This window comes from Longimonas sp., from assembly GCF_046498435.1.
Lineage (GTDB): Bacteria > Bacteroidota > Rhodothermia > Rhodothermales > Salinibacteraceae > Longimonas.
Genome location: NZ_JAWOAR010000024.1, coordinates 12,288 through 34,110, shown reverse-complemented (window position 1 = coordinate 34,110; position 21,823 = coordinate 12,288). Strand labels below are relative to the sequence as shown.

The following is a 21,823-nucleotide window of genomic DNA, read 5'->3' as shown; positions in this document are numbered from 1 at the left end:
GCCGCGCGCGCTGCGGCGTCTGTTCTTCAAACCCACACCTTTTGCTTATGCCCTTGACTGCCCCCGACCTGCACGCCTGGATTCGTGCCTTTGCCGACCGCGTGGCCGACGAGCGCGGCTACCTCACCAAGCTCGACTCCGCCATTGGCGACGGCGATCATGGCCAAAACATGAACCGCGGCCTCTCGCACGCCGTCGACCAGATCGATGATGATGCCAGCATGAGCGATACCATGCGCACCGTGGCCATGGCGCTCATCTCCAAAACGGGCGGAGCCAGCGGGCCGCTCTACGGCACGCTCTTTATGGATGCAGGCAAAACCACCGCCCAGCACGACGAACTCGGCACGCCCGAGGTGGCCGCGCTCTTCCGCGCCGGGCTCGACGGCGTGCAGCGCCGAGGCAAAGCCGAACCCAACGACAAAACGATGGTCGACGCGCTCCTTCCCGCCGTTGAAGCCCTCGAAGACGCCGCCGAAAATGGAACGCCGCTTTCCGAAGCCATCCAGCAAGCAGCCAACGCCGCAAAAAAGGGCATGGAAGCCACTACGCCGCTCGAAGCGCGCAAAGGACGCGCCAGCTACCTGGGCGAGCGTAGCAAAGGCCACCAAGACCCCGGCGCCACCTCCACATACTACCTCCTCGACGCCGCCGCTACCGCCTGGAGCGATCGCACATAGAACCTGTTTCAGGTCGTGTTCTCGCTCAGAGCCCGTGCATAAAGAGTGTGAAGACAGGTATAAAGGGGAAAGCACAGGCTGTGCCTCCACAAACATCCCTACCGAACTTGTAGGAAACAAGCCGGGTACGCAAACGGGGCGTTGTACGTGGTAACAGGTTCGCATCCACCATATACAAACACAGCGCAGAAGCTGTGCCGCTACCGCCCCGGTGCCCTGCCCACACGCAGGGTCCACATCCATCCTGCTGGGTAATCGCACTGCACCATTATGGTAAGCCTCGTTCTCGTATCGCACAGCCAGGCCCTTGCGGATGCGCTGATTCCTCTCATCCGCGAAATGGCCGACGACGATGTGCAAATTGCCGTAGCCGCAGGGGCGGGCGACGACGGCACCGGCTTCGGCACCAATGCCGTGGCTATCATGCAGGCCATCGAATCCGTCGACAGCCCCGACGGCGTGCTCGTGCTCGGCGATATGGGCAGTGCGCTCTTAAGCACCGACACCGCCCTCGACCTGCTGCCCGAAGAGACGCGCGCCCGAACGCGCCTGCTTTCTGCTCCCTTTGTGGAGGGCGCCATGGCCGCCGCGATCCAGGCCAGCATGGGCAGTCCGGTCGATGACGTCGTCCTTGAAGCGCAGAACGCACTTGCGCAAAAGCAGCGCCACGTGGGCGATGCCGCCGCCGATGCCCCCTCGCCTACCGGCACCCCCGACGTAAGCGCGCCCGACGATGACGAGCCGACCACGGAACCGTCGGCAGACGCCCAAACCGCGGTGGTCGAACTGGTGAACCCGCATGGACTGCATGCGCGTCCGGCCGCCCAACTGGTGCGCACTGCCGGACAGTACGACGCCACAATCACGCTCTCGCGCACAGGCGACAACCATGCACCCGTGTCGGCTACGAGCATCTCGTCGGTGTCTACGCTGGGGGCGCGACAAGGCGATCGCATCCAGCTTTCAGCCCGTGGCGCCGATGCTGCCGACGCGCTGGAAGCCCTCACAGCCCTCATCCGCGACGGGTTTGGGGAGACCGAGCCCGACCCTGAATCTACAACGCCTGACCCCGCCGCATCCGCAACACCCAAACCGCCACAGTCCGATGCACCACCCGAGGGCGTGGTGCAGGGCATTCCCGTGCAGGCTGGCACCGCCGTGGCCCCGGCGGCGCGCTTCAGTGCGGCGCTGCCCGAGCTGCCCACCACGCAAACCGCCCCGCCTGAAGAGATCTGGGACGGCCTGCGCGTGGTGCTGGCCTCCGTACAGAGCGAACTGGAGTCCGATGCCTCGGGCAACGCGTCGGCCGCCGGTATTCTGGACGCGCAGGCGCTGCTCTTAGACGACGACGAACTGCTAAGCGATGCCCGCCGCCGCATCACCGAAGAGGGGCAGCCCGCCGCGCGCGCTTGGCACGGCGCCACCGAAGCACTGGCCGAGCGCTACGCCGCTCTCGACGACGATTACCTGCAGGCCCGCGCCGCCGATGTGCGCGACGTAGGCCGCCGCGTCATCCTGGAGCTGCTCGACGAGCCCGCCGATGCGCTTTCGCTGCCCGACGATCCCTGCATCCTCGTAGCCGATACGCTGCCGCCCTCGGTCGTGCCGCATCTCAACCCCGACCATGTGCAGGGCGTCGTGTGCACCGGTGGCAACCCTACCGCGCACAACGCCATCCTGCTGCGTGGAGAGGGCATTCCTACCGTGTTTGGCGTGGGCACGGCACTTCAGCAGGTTGACGACGGCACCTCGCTGGGCCTGGATGGCGCTGCCGGACGCGTATGGATCGACCCAGTGCCCGGGCAGGTGGAGAAGCTTCAGGCCGCGCGCAAAGCTGCTGCCGAGCAGGCCCAGGCGCATCGCGAGGCCGCGCAAGAACCCGCCATCACCGCCGACGGCATTGCCATTACGGTACAAGCCAACGTGAGTCAGCCCGCCGACGCCCGCGAAGCCGCCGCACGCGGGGCCGAGGGCGTGGGGCTCTTGCGTACCGAGTTTCTGTTTGGGGATGCGGAGGAGCCGCCTGCCGAAAACGACCAGGTCACCGCGTTGAAGGCCGCCGTTCAACCGTTCACCGATCCCGTCACCATACGCGTGCTCGATGCCGGGGGCGACAAGCCGCTACCCTATCTCTCATTTCCAGACGAAGCCAACCCGTTTCTGGGCGTTCGGGGGATTCGCGTGCTGCTGCGTCACCCCGAACTCTTCCAGACCCAACTGCGTGCGCTGCTCCGTACGGGCGCGGCGCATCCGGTGCGCTTGTTGCTGCCTATGGTCGCTACGCCAGGCGAAGTCGAAGAGGCCCTGCAGCATCTCGAAACCGCCCGCACAGCGCTGGCCGATGCCGACACGCCGCACGCCGATCGGCTGCCTGTAGGTATCATGATTGAGACCCCGGCCAGTGCGCTGGCGGCTGAGGACCTGGCGCCGCAAGTGGACTTCTTCAGCATTGGCACGAACGACCTGGTGCAGTACGTGATGGCGGCCGACCGGGGCCATGCCGATCTGTCGGCGCTGTCGGATGTGCTGCATCCGCCGGTGCTGCGCCTCATTCAGCGCACGGTGCAGCAGGCGGGCGACGTGCCCGTGAGCGTGTGTGGCGAGGCCGCTGCGCAGCCCATGGCGATTCCGCTGCTGCTGGGACTGGGCGTGTCGAGCCTGAGCGTGAATCCAGGTGCGGTGCCGGGCACCAAAGCACTCGTCCGCGCGCTGCGCCACGACGAGATGGAGGCGCTGGCCTCCGACGCCCTCCCCTGTACCCGCGTGAGCGAGGTCCGCGCGCTGGTGCGCGAGGCCCTGCCCGAGGCGTTCGCGCACGGCATCGCGACGGGGTAGTGCAGGACGTGCGGTGGTAGCGTTTTCCAACTTGGCATCGCGCCCCGGCGGAGGAAGCGTCTTTCAGGTCACGTCATCCCGGACTTGATCCGGGATCCAGTGCCCTCCACCGAAGGTCGTGTCCCCCGTGGCGAGGTGGGCGTTGAGAAGCGTGCCCCGCCCGATTAGCCTAAAAGCTGATTGGCAGGATGCCACGACGGAGATGCACGCAGAGAAACGGGCAAGCACACAAGACACACAGCAGAGGCGAAGAAGTGGGGAGCGGACGGCACCTCCGGTGGAACGAAGGGCCTACTGCAACGAGACGGCCAGCCCCCCCGCACCGAGGCACATGGCCTACTGGCGCGGATGGACTGGCGAAATGAGCGCGTTGCTGGGTCTTTTCCCTCAACGCATTATTTAATTTCGAGGGCGCCGCCTCCAGCTTCAGTTTCGACACCTTCCTTCCACTCGAACTCCAGCTCCAGGCTGAGCTCGGGGGTGCCGCCGGACTTCGACGTTTCGCGCTCAGCTTTAACCTCAAACTCGAAGCGCTCGGGGATCGTCATGTCAAGCGCGTCGGGTCCACCCGACAGGTGCACAGTGCCATCGGCATCGAGCTTGTCAGCGATGGCGCGGAGGTAGGCAGCGGCTTCGGCGCGTGTGGACGTTTGCTCTGTTTTGAACAGGGTTTCTTCGGGCATAGTCATCACCGTAGGTTGATGTAAAAGTAAGTAGACAAATCAAACCATCGATGCAGCAATGGGGATCCCGAAGCGCTTCCGAAATCGGGGAATCCCGGACACGAAAATCCGGAATGCGTCCACACAAAGCGCGGTCTACCCAACGCGCAAGAAGCCCATCGATTGGCCTGCGTAGTATTTGTCGAAGTAGGTGCGGAGCGCGATGTGGGCATCGTCGGAAAGCTCGGGGTCGCGGGTGATGAGCGCGGTGGCGGCGTTGCGGGCGGTTTCGAGGACATCGGTGTCTTCGGTAATGTCGGCCAGTTGCAGTTCGGGCATGCCGCTCTGGCGCGTGCCGAAGAAGTCGCCCGCCCCTCGGATGCGCAGGTCCTCCTCGCTAATCTCGAAGCCGTCGGTAGTGCGCGTCATGGCCGCCAGGCGCTGCTTAGCCTCGGCCGACTGTTTGTATCCGGCCATGAGAATGCAGTAGCTCTGCTTATCGCTACGGCCTACGCGTCCGCGCAGTTGGTGCAACTGACTCAAGCCAAACCGCTCGGCGTGCTCGATGAGCATGACGGTAGCGCCCGGCACATCCACCCCCACTTCGATGACGGTGGTGGACACGAGGATGTCGATTTCGCCCGTTTTGAAAGCGCGCATGGTGGCGTCTTTGTCGTCGGCGCCCATGCGTCCGTGCACGAGTCCGACCGTAAAGTCTGGAAACTGGGCTTGCAGCGTGGCATAGCCGCTTTCGGCATCTTTGAGGTCGAGCTTTTCGCTCTCTTCGACGAGCGGATACACCACGTAGGCCTGCTCGCCCGCCTGCAGGCGCTCGCGAATGAACGCGTACACATCGCCGCGCTGCTTCTCGCGACGCATGACCGTGGTCACGGGTTTGCGTCCGGCAGGCATCTCATCAATTTGGGAGACATCGAGGTCGCCGTACAGCGTCATGGCGAGGGAGCGCGGGATGGGCGTGGCGGTCATGAGCAGCATGTGGGGACGGTCGCCCTTTTCGAACATCTCCGCGCGCTGCATCACGCCAAAGCGGTGCTGCTCGTCGACTACGGCCAACCCGAGGCGGTCGAATTCCACCGCCTCCTGGATGAGCGCATGCGTGCCCACGGCCACGGGCGTTTCGCCCTGCGCTACGGATTCGAGGGCCGCCTCGCGTTCGGTCTTGGATTGGCTGCCGGTGAGCAGGGTCGGCTGCAGGTCGAGGGGCTCCAGGTATTCGCCGAGGCTGGCAGCATGCTGCTCCGCCAGAATCTCGGTCGGTGCCATAAAGGCGCTCTGGTAGCCGCTGTCGTACGCTTGCAAGATGGCCAGCACGGCGACGACGGTTTTCCCGCTGCCCACATCGCCCTGCACGAGGCGGTTCATCTGGATGCCGGTCTGCGTGTCGGCCACAATCTCGCGTACGGCGCGCTTTTGTGCATCCGTGAGCTCAAACGGCAGCACCTCCGTCGCAAACTGCGTGGTAAGCGGCCCTGGCGGATCGAACGTGGGGCCCGCGATGTCCTGCCGCTCGTGCCGCGTGATGGCCAGTAGCAGCTGGATGTAGAACAGCTCCTCGAACTTGAGGCGCTGCACCGCCTGTGCGCGTTCGTCCTGGCTTTTGGGGAAGTGAATGGCGCGCAAGGCCACGCGGCCCTCCATGAGCCCGTACTGCTCCGTCATCCAGTCGGGGAGTTGCTCGCCCAGCTTTAGCCCGTGCTCCTGAAAGAAGCGGTAGATGATACGCCGAATGGAGCGGCTGGTGAGGCCCACCGCCTCCATGGCTTGTCCGCCCGGATAGAGCGCCACAATGCGCCCGGTATCGAGGGCTGCCGCCTCGTCGCTCAGGCGATCGAAGTCGGGATGCGTCATCGAAAACCAGCGTCCGTACTTCTGCACCGTGCCGTGCAGGGCCACGCGTTCGCCCACCTCGAACGTGTTGCGAATCCACCAGAGCCCCTGAAACCAGACGCCCTTCATGCGCTGGCCCTCGGCATCCTCAAGAATCAGCTCGAAGCGCTTATTGCTTTTGCCAGGCACTACATCGCAGGCCCGTACTGTACCCATGACGGTGGCAGCTTCGCCCTCGTGCAGATCGCCCACGCCGGTGGTGGTAGAGCGGTCGAGGTAGCGGCGCGGGTAGAAATGCAGCATGTCGTGCACAGTGCGCACGCCATGGGCATCGGCCCAGGCGTCGGCGCGCTTCGGCCCCACGCCCTTCAGGTACTGCACTTCGCGCTCCAGAATGTTGGTGTTCATGGGCTGGCGTGTTCAGGGGGATGCGACGGGCAACTGGTCAGACGCGCAAACAGATGATGCTCCCGTTGGGTTCTACCTTCTATGGGGCGCTGCTGCAATGTCCATTAGAACTATGCTGGATAGGCGAGGCGCAGAGAATCGCAGCGCCGTTCTGGCAAGCGCAGTCTATACCTCTGAACACACCCTACCTGACACACTCTACCTGCTGCAATGGATACGGACTCTTCCGCCCGCCGCTTCGCTGTTCGAGTGATTGACGTGTATCCGTACCGGATGGGGGGCGATGGGCCCGAGTTGCTTTTGCTGCGCCGTCATCCGCAGGCGTCGTATGCGGGGACCTGGCGCATGGTGGGCGGCAAGATACAGCCAGACGAGACCGCCTGGCAGGCCGCGCTCCGCGAGCTTCGGGAAGAGACGGGGCTAACCCCTGATCGGTGTTGGACGCTGCCGTCGCTCAACCAGTTCTACGAATGGCAGCACGACCGCATCAATCTGATTCCGGCATTTGCTGCTCAGGTTCATGGGAGGCCGACCCTGAACCACGAACACGACACCTGGACGTGGGCACCGGTCGATGAGGCTACGCGGCGGCTCCAATGGCCGGAGCAGCAGCGCCTGGCCCGGATGGTGGCCTCGATGTGCGCACAGGGCATTCCTGAGGCGCTGCAGATTCCCGTAGATGGGTAGCCCCCATGCAGCAGCGGCTCGCCAGCATGGGGCCAGCGAGCCGCTGATTGGGCTACGCGATGTGACGATCAGACCGGTTTGGGGATGCATACCGCGGCAGACTCCGTCGTGCGGCAACATGGTTGCCTATTTGAACAGCGCCGGAATAGGCGTGGTGGTAGACACGCTCGAAGCCGAGGGAGCCACCTGCTGGGTCGATGCAGGCGTCTGGGCCGTCTGCGTGCTGGTGTCGGTCGTTAGGCTGGCATACAGCCCGAGCGCCATGAGTGCTAAGATAACCAGCGATCCGGCCAGGCGGAACCGGTTGTACCCTTTGTTACGCTGCACGCGGCGTTCAGTACGGGCGTGCAGACGCTTCGGCAGCTGGTCCGAAGACAGCGCAATGTCTTTGAGATCGCGCGCCGGGGGCTTAGCCAACGGCATGTGGCTTCTCATGAAGTTTCCGATGAGAAAATGTTTGTCGCGTGGTTTCAGGGCGTTTTTCATAGTGTTCCTCTATTTAGGTTTGCGGACAATAAAGAGATAGAATGTCCGCTACAGCTTGCCGCCTATATATACAGGCAGGCAACTGTAGCGCCGCTCGCAGCTCTCCGGAGCAACTGCGGCGCGTATAGGATGGGAGGCGCCTCCCATGTTCGCCCTCTATCACGAATCCCCCGTATGCAATGTTACCGAGCAAAAGCGCTTCCCTGCGGTTTCGGCCCAGCTTCACTCCTGAATCGCGGCACGTTCACCGCACCTCTGTGGGGTCTTCATGGCTGTAACGGGCTGGTTTATCCACCTGTAACGGCCTGGAAACGGTCCGTTCTGTTACATATCTCGGTGCTTATCTGTTTTGGATTTGCAGGTGTACTTCGTGCTGTACCGTGTCTTCGATCCGCATTTTGAGGCAGGCCGTGCGGTCTGATCTGATGCGGGATGCTGCGTGTAGCGGGCTCCTCGTAACTTATAAAGACGCATCGCGTACGGTCGGCTACATGCTACCTTGCTCCATTGCCTGTGTGCTGCCATGCGTACGCCTTCTATCGAGGACTACTTGAAGACGATTTACAAGCTGGAGACCACAGACAGCGGCCCGCCGGTGTCGTCGGGGGCCATTGCCGAGGCCATGCAAGTGGCTCCGGCTTCGGCCTCAAACATGGTGCGCCGCCTCGACGATCTCGGGTTCATCAACTACGAGGCGTACGCCGGAGCTACGCTCACCGAGCCCGGGCGTGCGGTGGCGCTGGAGGTCATTCGCCACCACCGCTTGCTGGAACTCTACCTGAAAGAAGTGATGGGCTTCGACTGGGCGGCGGTGCACCACGAGGCGGAGCGGCTGGAGCATCATATCTCAGAGACGTTCGAGGATCGCATCGAGGAGATGCTCGGGCACCCGACGCACGACCCGCACGGCCATCCCATTCCCACCCGCGAGGGCGCCGTCGATGCGCTCTCCACCCGCACGCTGGCCGACGTTGCCGAGGGCGATACCGCTGTCATTGACCACGTCTCCGACGATGATGCCGATGTGCTTACCCTGCTGGAACAGCGCGGATTGCTGCCCGGCATCGCCGTCGACGTGCGCGAAACGCGTCCGCTGGAAGGGCTCATGGTCATCGCAATCGACGGGGACGAGACGATCATTGGCCATCCGGTCGCGAATAAGGTGTTCGTAAAGTCCCCCACAGGGTGAGGCCCTGCTTACACGCAACGATGTCGTAATCGGAGCGCGGAACGGATGTCCACTGTCGCCTCCGCCTCTGCTTCCCTCTGTACCTGTTGGAACTTTTAGGCAAGGCTAAATATTTTTAGTCATGGCTAAAATGCCTCGATGTCTGTTCAGTACGTGGGTTTAGTGGGATGCGCAGCATGGTTTGGATACGATCGGTAATATGCAATGCGGGAGGCTGTACTGCGCTTTTAGGCGCAATCATGCTCGTGGCGGGCTGCTCGTCTTCGGGCGCCGACTCAACCTCGGAAGACCGCGTAAGCGTGGTGGCCACGACCAATGTGGTGGGCGACCTGGTGCGCCAGGTGGGTGGCGATGCGGTGGCGCTGACTACGCTGATGGGGCCGGGCATCGATCCGCATCAGTACAACGCCAGCGAGGGCGATGTACAGCGCATGGCCGGGGCCGACATGGTTGTGTACAACGGCCTGCATCTGGAGGGCAAGATGGTCGATCTCTTCCCCGAAATGGATCGGCGCGGCATTTCTACGACGGCGCTGGCCGAAGCGTCTGTACCCGATAGCTTGCGCATTGGCTCGACCGAGTACGCAAGCGCGTACGACCCGCACGTCTGGTTCGACGTGTCGCTCTGGCGCCGCGCTGCGCTGCATCTGGGCGATGCGCTGGCCGACCTCGACCCCGACCACGCCACAGCCTACCGCGAGCGCGCTGCCGACTACGCGGCCCGCCTCGACTCGCTCGACACGTACGCCCGTGAACAGATCGCAACCATCCCCGAAACGCAGCGCGTGCTCGTCACCTCGCACGATGCCTTTCGCTACCTGGGGGCCGCCTACGACATAGAGGTGCGTGGCTTGCAGGGCATCTCAACAGATTCGGAGGCGGGCACCGCTGATGTGCAGGCGCTGGCTGGCTTCATTGCGGAGCGGCAGATCCCGACCATCTTTGCGGAGACATCGGTGTCTGAGCGTGGGCTGCAGGCGGTGCAAGAAGCGGTGCGCAGCCGCGGCTTCGAGGTGCAGCTCGGCAATGCCCTCTACGGCGATGCCCTCGGCGATGCCGGCACGCCAACTGGCACGTACATCGGCGCGGTGCGGCATAACATCGACACGATTGTGGAGGGTCTGACTGATTCGGATTCTGCCGCCCCCACAACAGCCCGCCGCTAACGCTTTTTTGCTGGATTCAACAGCGTGCTCTCATGACTGATGCCGCTCTCGACATTCAAGGCTGTACCGTTGCGTATCACGACACGCCTGTACTTTGGGATGTGTCGCTGAACGTGCCCCATGGCACGGTAACGGGTGTGCTGGGCCCCAACGGCGCGGGCAAAACCACCCTGCTCAAAGCGGTGCTCGGGCTGGTGCACGTGGCCTCTGGGCGCGTTCAAGTATTTGGGGATACGTACGCCGCGCAGCAACACCGCGTGGGCTACGTACCGCAACGGGGCAGCGTGGACTGGGACTTCCCCACCAACGCGCTCGACGTGGTGCTGATGGGCCTCTACGGCCAACTCGGCTGGTTTCGGCGTCCGGGTGCTCGCGAGAAGGAACAGGCCCGCGAGGCTCTCCACGACGTAGGCATGCTCGACTATGCCGACCGCCAGATCAGTCAGCTTTCGGGCGGGCAGCAGCAGCGCGTATTCCTGGCGCGGGCGCTGGTGCAAGACGCCGACCTGTACCTGATGGATGAGCCCCTGCAAGGCGTCGATGCCACCACCGAGCGCACCATCATGCGGCTGTTGCACGACCTGCGCGATGCCGGAAAGACCGTGGTGGTGGTGCACCACGACCTGCACACCGTGCCCGACTATTTCGACCGGGTGTTGCTCTTGAACAAGCGCGCCGTTGCCAGCGGACCGGTGGCGTCGGTCTTTACGGATGCCAATGTGCGCGCCACCTACGGCACGGAGATGCGCGCTACGATGGAAGCGCATTAGCATGCAGAAGACGCAGGGGCATTCCACGCATGACCCCGCGGCTTCCTCTGCCTCGTCTTGCTTGTGCACGCGTCCTCGTTCGTCTGCGTCACGCATCACACAACACCAACTGCCCCCCCCATGGACCTCCTCTACGAACTCGTTACCGACTACACGCTGCGCACCGTAGCGCTGGGCGCGGCACTGCTGGGCATGGTGGGCGGCAGCCTGGGCAGCTACGCCGTGCTGCGCAGGCGCAGCCTCATCGGTGATGCGGTGGCCCACGCGGCCCTGCCGGGCATTGCGGGGGCATTTCTCCTGACCGGCAGCATGAACCCCCTCGTGCTGATGCTGGGCGCAGCCACCACCGGGTTGGCCGCGGCGCTTCTCGTGGAAACCACGGCCCACACCACCCGCGTGCCCTACGACAGTGCTCTCGCGCTCATGCTGTCGGCCTTTTTCGGGCTGGGTCTGGTGCTCATGACCTACTTGCAGCGCCACGCAGGGGCCTCACAGGCGGGGCTCGACGCCTTTCTGTTCGGGCAGGCCGCCGCCCTCGTCACGCGCGACGTGTACGTGATGGCCGCGCTCGGCGGCATTGCGCTTGTCGTGATGTTGCTCCTGTGGAAAGAGCTCAAGCTCCTCAGCTTCAACCCCGACTTTGGCCACAGCCTGGGCCTGCCCATGCAACTGCTGAACGGGCTACTCACCACGCTGATCGTGGTGGCCATTGTCATTGGCTTGCAGACGGTGGGCGTGGTGCTCATGAGCGCGGTGCTCATTGCGCCTGCCGTAGCCGCCCGACAGTGGACGAACCAGCTGGGTCCGATGATTACGCTCGCGGCTGGCATCGGGGCGGCTACGGGCGTTGCAGGAGCCGTCGTCAGCGCGTCGATGCGCAACTTACCAACCGGACCCACCATTGTGCTGTGCATGGGCCTGGCGGTAGCGGTGTCGATGCTCGTGGCTCCGGAGCGCGGTCTGCTCTGGCGCATGGGACACCACCGCCCTGCCTCTCCCACAACCGATTCGTCTTCCGCATCATCTCCCGCCGACGCATGAGTCCCCAAGCCGAAGTCCAGTTGGTGGCGGCCGTTACGGCAGTGGCATGTGCGCTGCCAGGAGCTTTCCTGGTCCTGCGCCGCCTGTCGATGATGAGCGATGCCATCAGCCACGCCATTCTGCCGGGCATCGTGGTCGGGTTTATGCTCACCGAGTCGCTGGCCTCGCCGCTGCTCATTGCGGGGGCCGCCGCCACTGGTGTGCTCACCGTCGTGCTGGTGGAGCGCATTGAAGGCACCGGGCTGGTGCGCGAAGATGCCGCCATCGGGCTTGTCTTTCCGGTGCTGTTTAGCATCGGGGTGGTGCTGCTGGCGCGCTATGCCAGCGACGTGCACCTGGATGTGGATGCGGTGCTCCTGGGCGAACTCGCGTTCGTTCCGTTCGACCGCCTCGAATGGGGCCCTCACGACCTGGGCCCGCGCGCCCTCTGGGTGATGAGCACCGTGCTGATCCTCAACGCGGCCTTCCTGACGGCCTTTTACAAAGAGCTGAAGCTGTCTACGTTCGATGCGCAGCTGGCCGCTACCCTCGGATTCGTGCCGGGCGTGCTGCACTACGCGCTCATGAGCCTCGTATCCGTAACCGCCGTGAGCGCCTTCGACGCCGTAGGCTCCATTCTCGTGGTGGCGCTCATGGTGGCGCCGCCATCCACCGCCTACCTGCTGACCGACCGCCTGGACCGCATGATGCTCTTAAGCGCGGGGCTGGGCGTAACGTATGCGCTGCTGGGATACGCCGGGGCCGCTGCGCTCGATGCCTCCATCGCCGGGTCCATGGCCACTGTAGCGGGCCTGCTCTTCGGCGTCGCCCTAGTCGCGGCGCCCGAACGCGGACTCCTCGCCACCTGGCGCCGTCAGCGTCAGCACACCGCACGGTTCTCGGCGCAACTCCTGGCCGCCTACCTCGCCAATCCCGACACGCCCCCGGTGCTGCCTTCCGAGGCGTCCAGTCGCCTGCACGACCGATTCGGGTGGACGCCGGCACACGCACGCGCCATTGTCAGCGATCTGCGGGAACGTGGCGTGCTCACCGTGCACAATGGACGTTTAAGCTGTACCAAGGTGGGGCACCGCCTGGCTGATGAGGCGGCCCATCACGCCCCGTAGCGCCCATACGCTGGAACGCGCTGCTTTCACAGGGCATACGACGCCTACGCGCTGGCGAGGTGCTTTGCCCTGCCGCACGCCTTCGCATCCTCCTGAAAAACCAACTGAATACATGCGACGCTCTGTATCCCGACTCGTACTGTTTCCTGGGCTTGCCATCGGTGTGCTGACAATGCTGTTGGTTGCCGGATGCGGAAGCGAATCGTCCGAACCGGAATCCGACACAGCCTCCGACACGCCGCCCGATTCCGCCTATGCCTTTACGCCTGAAGCCGACCCCGCGTCTCCGCCCAAAGAACTCGACCTACCCAATGGACGCCAGCTGTTTGAGGATGTGATTACGGGTGGGCAGCCCACCGAAGCACAACTGCGCGCCGCGCATGAGCAGGGCATTCGCACCATTGTAAACCTGCGTCCCGATGGCGAATTCGACGGCTTCGACGAAGAAGCGCTCGTTGAGGAGCTCGGCATGCAGTATATCCACATCCCCATATCGGGCGCCGACGACGTAACCGAGGAGGCCGCCACGACACTCAACGACGTACTGGCCGACACCACCAACCGTCCACTGCTCATGCACTGCAGCAGCGGAAACCGGGTGGGCAGTCTCTTCGCCGCCCGCGCCTACTTTCTGCACGACACGGATGCGGAGCGCGCCCTCGACATCGGCACGCGGGCCGGGCTGACCCAACTCGAAGCCCCCCTGCGCACCCGTTGGACGAGCGAATAAGGCGGCAGCTGCCCATCCCTTTGTTTTTGCTTCAGATATAACACCTCTGCATGGCTAACGTCTGCGTCTACTGCTCTTCCAGTCCACAGATCGATGATGGCTTTACTCCTGTTGCCCAAACGCTGGGCACCGGCCTGGCGCGCCGCGACCACACGCTTATCTACGGCGGCGGCACCTCGGGACTGATGGGCGTGGTGGCGCGCGCTGTGCGAGAGGGGGGCGGCTCCGTCGTCGGCGTCATCCCGAACAAGCTGAAGTCGATCGAAGGCGTAGCCCGCGACACGGCCGACGAGCTCATCGTCACCGACACCATGAGCGAGCGCAAGCGCATTATGTACCTGCGTTCGGATGCGTTTGTGGTGCTGCCGGGCGGATTCGGCACGCTGGAGGAGTTTCTGGAAGTGCTTACGCTGCGCCAGTTAGCCTACCACGAACGCCCCGTCGTCATCGTCAACCACGACGGCTTCTACGACCCGCTGCTCGGCTTCTTTGAGCAGCTCTACGCCCAGCACTTCTCGCGCACGCCCCACGAGGAGTTGATATTCGTGGCCGATACGCCAGGCGAGGCGTTGCATCGCCTCGACACTATGCTCCAGATTCCCACACCCGCCCCGCAGGAGTAGCTCTTGATCTATGGCTTCTATTCGCACCCTCCAAACCTCCCGCACCGCGCACTACATACAGCGCGGCACGCTCTCAACAGCCGGCACACTGTGGATCGTTCTCCACGGCTACGGCCAGCGCGCTGCCGACTTCATCCAGCCCTTTGAGGCCATTCGGAGGGATACGACATGCATCGTCGCCCCCGAAGCGCTATCGCGGTTCTACACGGATGGCACCCACGGCGACATTGGGGCCTCGTGGATGACAAGCGCTCACCGTACCCACGAGATTCGCGATTACACAGCCTATCTGAATCGCCTGCACGCGGCGCTGATTCGCGAGGGGGCGCCCGACACGACACATGTGCTTGGCTTTTCGCAAGGCGCTGCCACCGCCTGCCGCTGGGTGGCTCGCACCCCCGCATCCGTCGACCGGCTCACGCTCTGGGCGGGCCGCGTGCCGCCCGATCTGGACCTGGAGGTGCATGCCCCCACGTTCCGCACGCTCGACCTGACGCTGGTACGCGGTACCGACGACCCGTACATCAGCGCTAACGCGTGGATGCAGATGCGCGATCGGTTGGGCACGCACGACATCGACTTCGACACGCGGACGTTCGAGGGCGGCCACCGCTTGCATACCGATACGCTGCACACGCTGGCAGCTTCAGAGTGAGCAGAGCCCGAACCTACGAGGTGCTCGAGTGCGTGGGCACAGAGAATGTGTTCTGAGCAGAACGGGCCAGATGCAGGGTCCGTTGCGGAAATGGAATGTCAATCCCTGCCTCTGCAAAGCGGGCGAGCGTGCTGCGATAGACCGCGTTGCGCACCGAGCGTTTGCCCCGCGGACGGTCGATCCAGGCCAGAATCTGCAGAACGACGGCGTTGTCCCCAAGAGCCGCCACATTCACTTCGGGCGCCGGGTCGTTGTGGATACGATCGGAGTGGCAGAGAATCTCCTGGAGAATTGCCGTGGCCCGGTCTAAGTCAGCATCGTAGGCAATCCCAATGGTCATTTCGATACGCGTGATTTGCTCGGGCAGCATGTGATTGATGATCACTTCTTTGCCAAGCACATCGTTGGGAATCAGCACAATTTCGTTGTCGCGCGTGCGGATGACCGTCTTATGCAGGTTGATCTCCAGCACGTCGCCGATGTAATCTCCGACCTGGATGCGGTCGCCCACGCGAAAGTTGCGATCGGCTGTAAGCGTAATGCCTGCGAGTACGTTCGAAAGCACCGTACGAGCCGCCAGCGCCACCGCCAGCCCCACGATACCGAGCGAGGCGATAAACGCAGTCACCTCAATATCCACCTCGCGGAGCGCAATGAGGATGCCGGCGGTCCAGATCAGGTAGACCGCGGTGAGGTCGAGCAAGCCCACGATCCGTTCGTCGACATCGGTGTCGGTTCGCGCAGCCAGCGGCTGGCCGTACTCACGCACCACGGCCTTAACGAGACTGGCGAAGATCCAGGTGCCTGTGAGGATCAGAATGGCGCTCTGGGCTCCGTCCCACTTGTCGAACTGGGTCTGCACCTGCGGGATGCGGTAGAGCGCATAGTTGACCGAGGCCAGTCCCAGCAGCACGCTAAGCGGGCGCCCGATGATGCGGAGCACAAGTCCGTCAATTTGGTAGCGGCTCCGGTCGGCCAGCATGCCCAGCCATCGAACGAACCGGTAGAGCAGGAACGCTCCTGTAATGCCCGCGGCCACGAGCCCGAGCGACGTAAGCAGAGTGTTGATCGCGATGCTATTCATCGAAGGCTCGGGCAGTTGGTGTAGAACAAGGGGTATGCAAGACGATGGACAACATCCGGCAGCCATACCGGTTCGCTGTGCTCATGCCGCTTTCGTGCCGTCAGGCCTATACGTTGTGGTGCTCTGTCACACGTCAATGGTTGGGTAGCTTACGCGAACGATTGTCATGGAAGTCCACAAGAGATCCCGGATCAGCGGTGGCAGGGGCGCCTTGCCTGTCCTGAACTCGATTCAGGATCTGGATGACTATGATGTGAGAGTCCATGCGTTACCCCATAAATCACCTGTGACAGAGCAGTAGTGGTGTGTCACACCTGAATGTTTGGGGTTCGATGCGTATTTTCCCCCCATCCTAGCCTTCCTCCCCGGGGAGGAAGGACCCATAGGACGCTCTCATGAAGTCCCCCTCAGAGGAGGGGGATTTAGGGGGAGGGATTCCATACTATCACACAACCCGAAAAATTATCCTTGACAGGGCAGTAGTGTCGTGTCACAGGTTAATGTTTGGGTTGAACCAAGATAGATACGCGTGCCGTGCCGTCCCGAAAAGTTTCTGCTAAACACCAAGGAGATGGTTCGACTGCGCTCACCATGACAGGCTTCGTTGGGGGGATGATGCCCGGGCAACCATCAAAATGAGGGTTGACAGAGCAGTAGTGCTGTGTCACAGGTCATTCTATGGGCTAAACCAAGATGGATACGTGTGCCGTGCCGTCCCGAAAAGTTCCTGCTAAACGCCAAGGAGATGGTTCGACTACGCTCACCATGACAAGCTTCGTGGGAGGATAATTGCAGAGCAACTATCAAAATGAGGATTGACACTACAGTAGAAGACTGTGCGGATGATGTGATGAGCGTTGCAGAGGAGCACCGTGCTGACCTGGTGGCGCTCCTGCAAACGCTGGTCGAGGCGGAGTCGCCCTCCGATGTTCCAGAAGCACAGACACCAGTATTTGAGCTGGTCGAAGAGGCGCTGAAGCCGCTCGGTTTCCGCTTCCTACGCCTGCCAGGGAAGGCCTCTGGGGGGCAACTCCTTGCGCGTCCTATTTCGGCAACCTCGGGCACGCCCGCCCAACTCATGCTGGGGCACGTAGACACCGTATGGCCGCTGGGCACGCTGAAGGAAATGCCCGTGGAGCAGCGGAATGGATGCCTCTACGGACCTGGAGTGTTCGATATGAAAGGTGGTATTGTGCAGATGGTGTTTGCTCTACGGGCGCTGCAGGACCTCTCGTTAACGCCCCCGTTGCAACCGGTGATCTTCTTGAATTCCGATGAAGAGGTTGGCAGTGTCGAGTCGCGCCCCCGCATCCGGCGCCTGGCCCGAGCTGTCCAGCGGACCTTCGTACTGGAGCCAGCGCTCGGGCCAGAGGGCCGGCTGAAGACCGCTCGGAAGGGCGTGGGTCGCTTCACCATCGAGGTGCAGGGCCGCGCGTCACATGCTGGGCTGGATCCGGAGGGCGGGGCCAGCGCCATCGTAGAGCTCTCGCATGTGGTACAGCACCTGCACGCATTGAACGACCCGGAGCGCGGCATCACGGTGAACGTGGGCACCATTGAGGGCGGCCAGCGGCCCAACGTGGTGGCCCCGCGGAGCCGGGCGGAGGTGGATGTGCGTGTGCGTACCATGGAGGATGCAAAGGAAGTTGAGCAGTCTATTTTTGCTCTTGAGCCCGCCACCCCCAACGTGATGCTCAACGTGGAAGGCCACTTTGGCCGGCCACCGCTGGAGCGCACACCGCGTAACCGCGCCCTCTGGCACCTGGCCCAGCAGGCCAGCGAGCAGTTGGGACTCACGCTCGGAGAAGGACGCGCTGGCGGGGCCTCCGATGGCAACGAGACAAGCCTCTTCTCGGCCACACTCGATGGCCTCGGACCCGTGGGCGACGGGGCCCATGCCGAGCACGAACATGTAGACATCGACCAACTGGTGGAGCGCACCGCGTTGCTGGCCCTACTGCTGATGGCCGATCCCGTATCCGTGCCCCACGCGCCCGAGTCCGAGCACACGCCTTGATGCGGTACAGGTCCACGGCTTCCCTCCACCCATGACTTCGTTCGTTCGTCGTCTCTCCCTTGCTAACCGTCCGCTCCGCTATGGCCTCTCCACACCTGCTCCCCTCCCTTACACGTATTTCATCGTTAGACACTACACCGTTCACCGTATCGGCCTTGCCGCGCGGCGCGTGGGCCACGGGCGACTACGTGGCGTGCCTGGTAGACCACCCCCCGACTGGCTATGACGAACTGGAGTTGTCAACCGGGCGCATGCGGCCGCTGATGAAGGGACAGCGCTTTATTGGCGCGCTGGGCGAACGGCGCGCTACCCTATCAGGCACAGGCGACTGGCGCCTCACAGGCACAGATGGCCGCATGCACCTGCTCACCAGCGCAGGACTCCTGGGAACGTGTAGCTCTAAAGCGCCGTTTCTGCCCGACTTCTTGGACGTGGTCTACGAGGGACACGTCCATGTCAACGGCACCAAAGCCACGATGGCGCAATGCATCCCCGACGTATCCCACACGCCATTTCAAATTCCTACTGTGCTGGTTACCGGTACGTCTATGTCTATGGGGAAAACCACGGTGGCCAAGACCATCATCCACCGGCTGAAACGCCTCGGGGCCCGCGTCCTGGGTGCCAAACTCACAGGCGCGGGACGATACCGCGATGTGCAGGCCATGAGCGATGCCGGCGCAGATGTAATCTTCGACTTTGTAGATGCTGGGCTTCCCTCTACGGTGTGCCCGCCAGACGTCTACAGGAAGCACTTGCGTACGCTGTTGCCGCGTATGGCAACCGAAACGATAGATGTCGCCGTCATCGAGATTGGCGCGTCGCCTCTGGAGGCGTACAATGGCATGACGGCTATTGGCGCCATTCACAACGCAGTGCGCTGCGTAGCCCTGGTCGCCAGCGACCCGTACGCCGCGCGCGGAATGATGGAAACTGCCGACCTGAACCCCGACTTTGTCTGTGGGCCCGCGACCAACACGGACGCCGGACGAAGCCTCATCGACCAACTTACCGGACTCCGGTCGCTCAACGTTGTGGACGAGGCCACCACGGAAACGTTAGATCAACTGTTGGACGAAAAGCTCGGGCTAACCGTATGACCCGTCGCATACGCACTTGCTAACTGGTGTAGACGCACCCCGAATCTGAGGCACTGGCGGATAGGAGCGGACCTTATCTGGAGTCTCACAGGCTTATCACATGCATGCAAAACACCTGCCGGGGCTCCCCGGCGTAGCATCGGCAATGACGCACTGTTCTCTGCCCCTGCATGCTGCCCATAATTCCGAGGGAGTGTGAACTTGTGCTCAGCGGCAACGGAATACATGTGGTATCTACAAGCCATGCAACCCACCAAAGCGGATCCATCCCTGCTGTGGAGTGGATCTACCCTCCTTATTCGAGCGCGTGGTTCTTCCATGCCCTCCCAATGCCCTCCGCGGACCACACATGCCCGACCATCTGAAGACAATCGGGCATGTGGGACGCGCTGCTCTGTTTTCCAGAACAGCACAGCGGTATGAGTGGAGCGCACGTGTTAGCATACGACTTAGCGTACGACCGTCAGGCGCTGGGTGAGCACATCTTCGTCTGTTTGCAGACGCAGGAAATACGTCCCCGATGCCAACTGCTGCGTGTTCATCTGGATGCTCTTACGCCCCATTTCCTGAGCACCATCCTGCAGCGTCATGACCTTGCGTCCAAGCAAGTCGTAGACCGCGATGGTTACGTCGCCGGCAGCCGGAAGCTGATAGTTAACCGTGGCCATACCGCGTACAGGGTTCGGATAGGGCGCATCCAGCTGCAGCGTGACCGGAGCCCCTATCATGACTGTACGCTGATCGCTGTACGAAGCCGTTCCGTCGAGGTCGACCTGGCGGAGGCGGTACGTAAGCTCCTGCGCCGTGAACGGAATGCCAAGGTCGGTGAAGCCAACACTCCGTGCAGGTACGGGGCGGATTTGCATGAAAAAGCGATAGGCCGTAAGGTACGGTTCGCGACCAAACGAATCCCGCGTTCCTACGACCTATGCTTCCACAACCGCTGTTTGCGCCTGTGGTATCCACCATTTTCCGAAAAATGACGGACATTTACAACTGCAACATCGGCTTCTGGCAACGCCGGTTCCTACAGACGCTGTTTGAAGCGGTCTTTGCGCTTCGAGGCCGGGTCAACTTTACGAATCTGGCTCGCTTCAGTCCGCTCCATGAGCAAACCTTCCGCCGCTATTTCCAGAAGGCGTTTCAGTGGGTCTGGTTCAACCTGACGATTCTGCGCCTGCGTCGGCATCCAGACGAGCCCATCATTGGCGTGTTCGATTGTAGCTTTCTGCCCAAAAGCGGAACCGAGACGTGGGGCCTCGGCCGGTTCTTCTCGTCGTTGGCGGGGCGCTCGAAGAAGGGACTGGAAGTATCGATTCTCGGCGTCGTTGCAACGGAGAGTCGCCGCGCCTTTGGGGTCGATGCCACCCAGACGCCTCCTGAACTTCCGGGAGAGACCGGCGGCTACTCCCGCGTCGACTTCTACCTGGAACAGATCATCGATCTGTACGAGACGCTTACCGAGTTGGGCGTCTCCTATTGGGTGGGGGACGGCTTCTACGCGAAGCAGAAGGTCTTTGACACCGTAACAGATCTCGGGGGAGACCTCATCACGCGGCTCCGCTCGGATGCGAACCTGCGCTACCTGTACACCGGTCCTCGAAGCGAAGGCCCGGGTCGGCCCAAGCAGTACGATGGCAAAATTGACTGGGACGACCTCGACGAACTCAGGCGCCGATTCGACGAAGTCGGGCGTCTTCCGGATCAGCCAGAGGTTCGGATCCTCACCACGGTAGCCAACAGCCCGCACTTCGGGCGTAACCTTCGGGTCGTCCTTCTGCTCGGCCCCGGTGGAGAGGAACAGGTCATTCTCGCCTCCACCGATACCGGTATATATGCCTGTCGAATCTTTCAAATTCCACAAAGAAGTCGGCCTCGGGGAAGTAACTGTCTATAGCCCCTACACTGTCAAAGGGGTCGAGGGTGGCAAGCAGTATGTTGCCGGTCTCTTTTATTGCCTGGAGGTGCCTGACGGCAATATAGCCTGCAACACCAATGAGGGCAAAATTATTTTTTTTAACGGACATATTTCAGGATCGTGAAATTATTACTTGTTGTTAATATTTCGGTTAACAGGGTATTTCGGGACTTAACGGAATTTGTGCATTTTTTTATCAGATTAGGCTTTGAAAGACTTTGACGGCCATTCAGGATATTTTACTGACCTGCCCGTTCTCCAGCCTGTATTTTTCTCCGCTTTCCCGGCATGTGGCAATGCCGTCATCACCGAACTCCAGCCTGTGCCCGTATTCACTCATCCATCCCGCCTGGCGTGCAGGATTTCCCGCCATCAGGGCATAGGCCTTCACCTCCTTTGTTATCACTGCCCCTGCACCAATAAAGGAGTAGGGGCCTAAATTGTTACCGCATATTATGGTTGCATTGGCACCTATGCTTGCTCCTTTTCCCACAAGGGTTTTCACATACTGCTCTTTCCTTACCACTGCGCTCCGCGGATTGACAATATTGGTGAATACCATGGAGGGTCCGAGGAAAACATCATCTTCACATATCACACCTGTATATATTGATACATTGTTCTGCACCTTCACGTTCTTTCCCAGCACCACTCCCGGGGAGACCACAACATTCTGCCCGAGATTACAGTTTTCTCCAATAATACAACCCGTCATTATATGGCTGAAATGCCAGATATGTGTACCGGCTCCGATGGTGCAACCTTCATCAATGACTGCTGTTTCATGGGCCTGGTAGCCCTTCTCTTTTTCACTCATC

20 protein-coding genes and 1 pseudogene are annotated in these 21,823 nt (G+C 62.1%); 14 read left to right on the top strand and 7 right to left on the bottom strand.

Going from position 1 to position 21,823, the window contains the following annotated elements; translation table 11 throughout:
* Positions 1-47 precede the first annotated feature (47 nt).
* Positions 48-680, top strand: a complete 633-nt coding sequence (dhaL, locus tag R6U20_RS01070) for a dihydroxyacetone kinase subunit DhaL (protein WP_410336020.1) — start codon at positions 48-50, stop codon at positions 678-680.
* A 270-nt stretch (positions 681-950) separates the two neighbouring features.
* Positions 951-3,515, top strand: a complete 2,565-nt coding sequence (ptsP, locus tag R6U20_RS01065; protein ID WP_410336019.1) for a phosphoenolpyruvate--protein phosphotransferase — start codon at positions 951-953, stop codon at positions 3,513-3,515.
* Positions 3,516-3,910: 395 nt separating this feature from the next.
* Here the strand turns inward: ptsP and R6U20_RS01060 are convergent, their stop codons facing one another.
* On the bottom strand, positions 3,911-4,198 hold the full coding sequence (locus R6U20_RS01060) for an amphi-Trp domain-containing protein (RefSeq protein WP_410336018.1): 288 nt from the start codon (positions 4,196-4,198) through the stop codon (positions 3,911-3,913).
* A 135-nt stretch (positions 4,199-4,333) separates the two neighbouring features.
* Positions 4,334-6,433, bottom strand: a complete 2,100-nt coding sequence (gene recG / locus R6U20_RS01055; protein WP_410336017.1) for an ATP-dependent DNA helicase RecG — start codon at positions 6,431-6,433, stop codon at positions 4,334-4,336.
* Between the two features lie 210 nt (positions 6,434-6,643).
* Between recG and R6U20_RS01050 the strand changes: the two genes are divergently transcribed.
* Positions 6,644-7,120 carry an NUDIX hydrolase gene (locus tag R6U20_RS01050; RefSeq protein WP_410336016.1) on the top strand — a complete coding sequence of 159 codons (477 nt, stop codon included), beginning with the start codon at positions 6,644-6,646 and terminating at the stop codon, positions 7,118-7,120.
* Between the two features lie 126 nt (positions 7,121-7,246).
* Here the strand turns inward: R6U20_RS01050 and R6U20_RS01045 are convergent, their stop codons facing one another.
* Positions 7,247-7,543, bottom strand: a complete 297-nt coding sequence (locus R6U20_RS01045; RefSeq protein ID WP_410336015.1) for a hypothetical protein — start codon at positions 7,541-7,543, stop codon at positions 7,247-7,249.
* A 586-nt stretch (positions 7,544-8,129) separates the two neighbouring features.
* On the opposite strand from R6U20_RS01045, the gene R6U20_RS01040 reads away from it, so the two are divergent.
* The 8 genes from R6U20_RS01040 (at position 8,130) to R6U20_RS01005 (ending at position 14,886) form a co-directional block, all read left to right on the top strand.
* Positions 8,130-8,795 (top strand): metal-dependent transcriptional regulator, encoded by a 666-nt coding sequence (locus R6U20_RS01040; protein WP_410336014.1) that lies wholly within the window; start codon positions 8,130-8,132, stop codon positions 8,793-8,795.
* 239 nt (positions 8,796-9,034) lie between these two features.
* Complete coding sequence (locus R6U20_RS01035) at positions 9,035-9,961, top strand: metal ABC transporter solute-binding protein, Zn/Mn family (RefSeq protein WP_410336013.1); 927 nt, start codon at positions 9,035-9,037, stop codon at positions 9,959-9,961.
* Between the two features lie 32 nt (positions 9,962-9,993).
* Positions 9,994-10,731, top strand: a complete 738-nt coding sequence (locus tag R6U20_RS01030; RefSeq protein ID WP_410336012.1) for a metal ABC transporter ATP-binding protein — start codon at positions 9,994-9,996, stop codon at positions 10,729-10,731.
* Between the two features lie 120 nt (positions 10,732-10,851).
* The gene (locus tag R6U20_RS01025; protein WP_410336011.1) at positions 10,852-11,772 is read left to right on the top strand and encodes a metal ABC transporter permease; all 921 of its coding nucleotides are present in this window, start codon (positions 10,852-10,854) and stop codon (positions 11,770-11,772) included.
* A complete protein-coding gene (locus tag R6U20_RS01020) occupies positions 11,769-12,878 on the top strand; it encodes a metal ABC transporter permease (protein ID WP_410336010.1) in 1,110 nt (369 codons plus the stop codon). The genes R6U20_RS01025 and R6U20_RS01020 overlap by 4 nt, the downstream gene beginning before the upstream one ends.
* A gap of 112 nt (positions 12,879-12,990) precedes the next feature.
* Entirely contained in the window at positions 12,991-13,608 is a 618-nt protein-coding gene (locus R6U20_RS01015) for a fused DSP-PTPase phosphatase/NAD kinase-like protein (RefSeq protein WP_410336009.1), read from the top strand.
* A gap of 50 nt (positions 13,609-13,658) precedes the next feature.
* Complete coding sequence (locus R6U20_RS01010; RefSeq protein ID WP_410336008.1) at positions 13,659-14,231, top strand: TIGR00730 family Rossman fold protein; 573 nt, start codon at positions 13,659-13,661, stop codon at positions 14,229-14,231.
* Positions 14,232-14,241: 10 nt separating this feature from the next.
* Positions 14,242-14,886, top strand: coding sequence for an alpha/beta hydrolase (locus R6U20_RS01005; RefSeq protein WP_410336007.1), 645 nt, complete (start codon positions 14,242-14,244; stop codon positions 14,884-14,886).
* Positions 14,887-14,899: 13 nt separating this feature from the next.
* Here R6U20_RS01005 and R6U20_RS01000 read toward each other — a convergent pair whose 3' ends face one another.
* Positions 14,900-15,970: a mechanosensitive ion channel family protein gene (locus R6U20_RS01000; protein ID WP_410336006.1), complete on the bottom strand. Its 1,071-nt coding sequence runs from the start codon at positions 15,968-15,970 to the stop codon at positions 14,900-14,902.
* An 808-nt stretch (positions 15,971-16,778) separates the two neighbouring features.
* Between R6U20_RS01000 and R6U20_RS00995 the strand changes: the two genes are divergently transcribed.
* On the top strand, positions 16,779-17,987 hold the full coding sequence (locus tag R6U20_RS00995; RefSeq protein WP_410336005.1) for a M20 family metallopeptidase: 1,209 nt from the start codon (positions 16,779-16,781) through the stop codon (positions 17,985-17,987).
* A gap of 80 nt (positions 17,988-18,067) precedes the next feature.
* The gene (locus R6U20_RS00990; RefSeq protein WP_410336004.1) at positions 18,068-19,087 is read left to right on the top strand and encodes a hypothetical protein; all 1,020 of its coding nucleotides are present in this window, start codon (positions 18,068-18,070) and stop codon (positions 19,085-19,087) included.
* A 449-nt stretch (positions 19,088-19,536) separates the two neighbouring features.
* Here the strand turns inward: R6U20_RS00990 and R6U20_RS00985 are convergent, their stop codons facing one another.
* Positions 19,537-19,953 (bottom strand): T9SS type A sorting domain-containing protein, encoded by a 417-nt coding sequence (locus R6U20_RS00985; protein WP_410336003.1) that lies wholly within the window; start codon positions 19,951-19,953, stop codon positions 19,537-19,539.
* Positions 19,954-20,015: 62 nt separating this feature from the next.
* Here R6U20_RS00985 and R6U20_RS00980 point away from each other — a divergent pair, with 62 nt between their 5' ends.
* On the top strand, positions 20,016-20,984 hold the full coding sequence (locus R6U20_RS00980) for a transposase (RefSeq protein ID WP_410336002.1): 969 nt from the start codon (positions 20,016-20,018) through the stop codon (positions 20,982-20,984).
* Here the strand turns inward: R6U20_RS00980 and R6U20_RS00975 are convergent.
* A pseudogene (locus R6U20_RS00975) lies at positions 20,908-21,114 on the bottom strand (oxidoreductase); the annotation flags it as partial. The gene R6U20_RS00980 and the pseudogene R6U20_RS00975 overlap by 77 nt on opposite strands.
* A gap of 120 nt (positions 21,115-21,234) precedes the next feature.
* Positions 21,235-21,822 (bottom strand): acyltransferase, encoded by a 588-nt coding sequence (locus R6U20_RS00970; protein ID WP_410336001.1) that lies wholly within the window; start codon positions 21,820-21,822, stop codon positions 21,235-21,237.
* Position 21,823 lies beyond the last annotated feature (1 nt).

Bases quoted from the DNA above. Each gene is read 5' to 3' on its own strand.
- dhaL (WP_410336020.1), top strand. From the start codon at position 48: ATGCCCTTGACTGCCCCCGACCTGCACGCCTGGATTCGTGCCTTTGCC.
- ptsP (WP_410336019.1), top strand. From the start codon at position 951: ATGGTAAGCCTCGTTCTCGTATCGCACAGCCAGGCCCTTGCGGATGCG.
- R6U20_RS01060 (WP_410336018.1), bottom strand. From the start codon at position 4,198: ATGCCCGAAGAAACCCTGTTCAAAACAGAGCAAACGTCCACACGCGCC.
- recG (WP_410336017.1), bottom strand. From the start codon at position 6,433: ATGAACACCAACATTCTGGAGCGCGAAGTGCAGTACCTGAAGGGCGTG.
- R6U20_RS01050 (WP_410336016.1), top strand. From the start codon at position 6,644: ATGGATACGGACTCTTCCGCCCGCCGCTTCGCTGTTCGAGTGATTGAC.
- R6U20_RS01045 (WP_410336015.1), bottom strand. From the start codon at position 7,543: ATGCCGTTGGCTAAGCCCCCGGCGCGCGATCTCAAAGACATTGCGCTG.
- R6U20_RS01040 (WP_410336014.1), top strand. From the start codon at position 8,130: ATGCGTACGCCTTCTATCGAGGACTACTTGAAGACGATTTACAAGCTG.
- R6U20_RS01035 (WP_410336013.1), top strand. From the start codon at position 9,035: ATGCTCGTGGCGGGCTGCTCGTCTTCGGGCGCCGACTCAACCTCGGAA.
- R6U20_RS01030 (WP_410336012.1), top strand. From the start codon at position 9,994: ATGACTGATGCCGCTCTCGACATTCAAGGCTGTACCGTTGCGTATCAC.
- R6U20_RS01025 (WP_410336011.1), top strand. From the start codon at position 10,852: ATGGACCTCCTCTACGAACTCGTTACCGACTACACGCTGCGCACCGTA.
- R6U20_RS01020 (WP_410336010.1), top strand. From the start codon at position 11,769: ATGAGTCCCCAAGCCGAAGTCCAGTTGGTGGCGGCCGTTACGGCAGTG.
- R6U20_RS01015 (WP_410336009.1), top strand. From the start codon at position 12,991: ATGCGACGCTCTGTATCCCGACTCGTACTGTTTCCTGGGCTTGCCATC.
- R6U20_RS01010 (WP_410336008.1), top strand. From the start codon at position 13,659: ATGGCTAACGTCTGCGTCTACTGCTCTTCCAGTCCACAGATCGATGAT.
- R6U20_RS01005 (WP_410336007.1), top strand. From the start codon at position 14,242: ATGGCTTCTATTCGCACCCTCCAAACCTCCCGCACCGCGCACTACATA.
- R6U20_RS01000 (WP_410336006.1), bottom strand. From the start codon at position 15,970: ATGAATAGCATCGCGATCAACACTCTGCTTACGTCGCTCGGGCTCGTG.
- R6U20_RS00995 (WP_410336005.1), top strand. From the start codon at position 16,779: ATGAGGATTGACACTACAGTAGAAGACTGTGCGGATGATGTGATGAGC.
- R6U20_RS00990 (WP_410336004.1), top strand. From the start codon at position 18,068: ATGGCCTCTCCACACCTGCTCCCCTCCCTTACACGTATTTCATCGTTA.
- R6U20_RS00985 (WP_410336003.1), bottom strand. From the start codon at position 19,953: ATGCAAATCCGCCCCGTACCTGCACGGAGTGTTGGCTTCACCGACCTT.
- R6U20_RS00980 (WP_410336002.1), top strand. From the start codon at position 20,016: ATGCTTCCACAACCGCTGTTTGCGCCTGTGGTATCCACCATTTTCCGA.
- R6U20_RS00970 (WP_410336001.1), bottom strand. From the start codon at position 21,822: ATGAGTGAAAAAGAGAAGGGCTACCAGGCCCATGAAACAGCAGTCATT.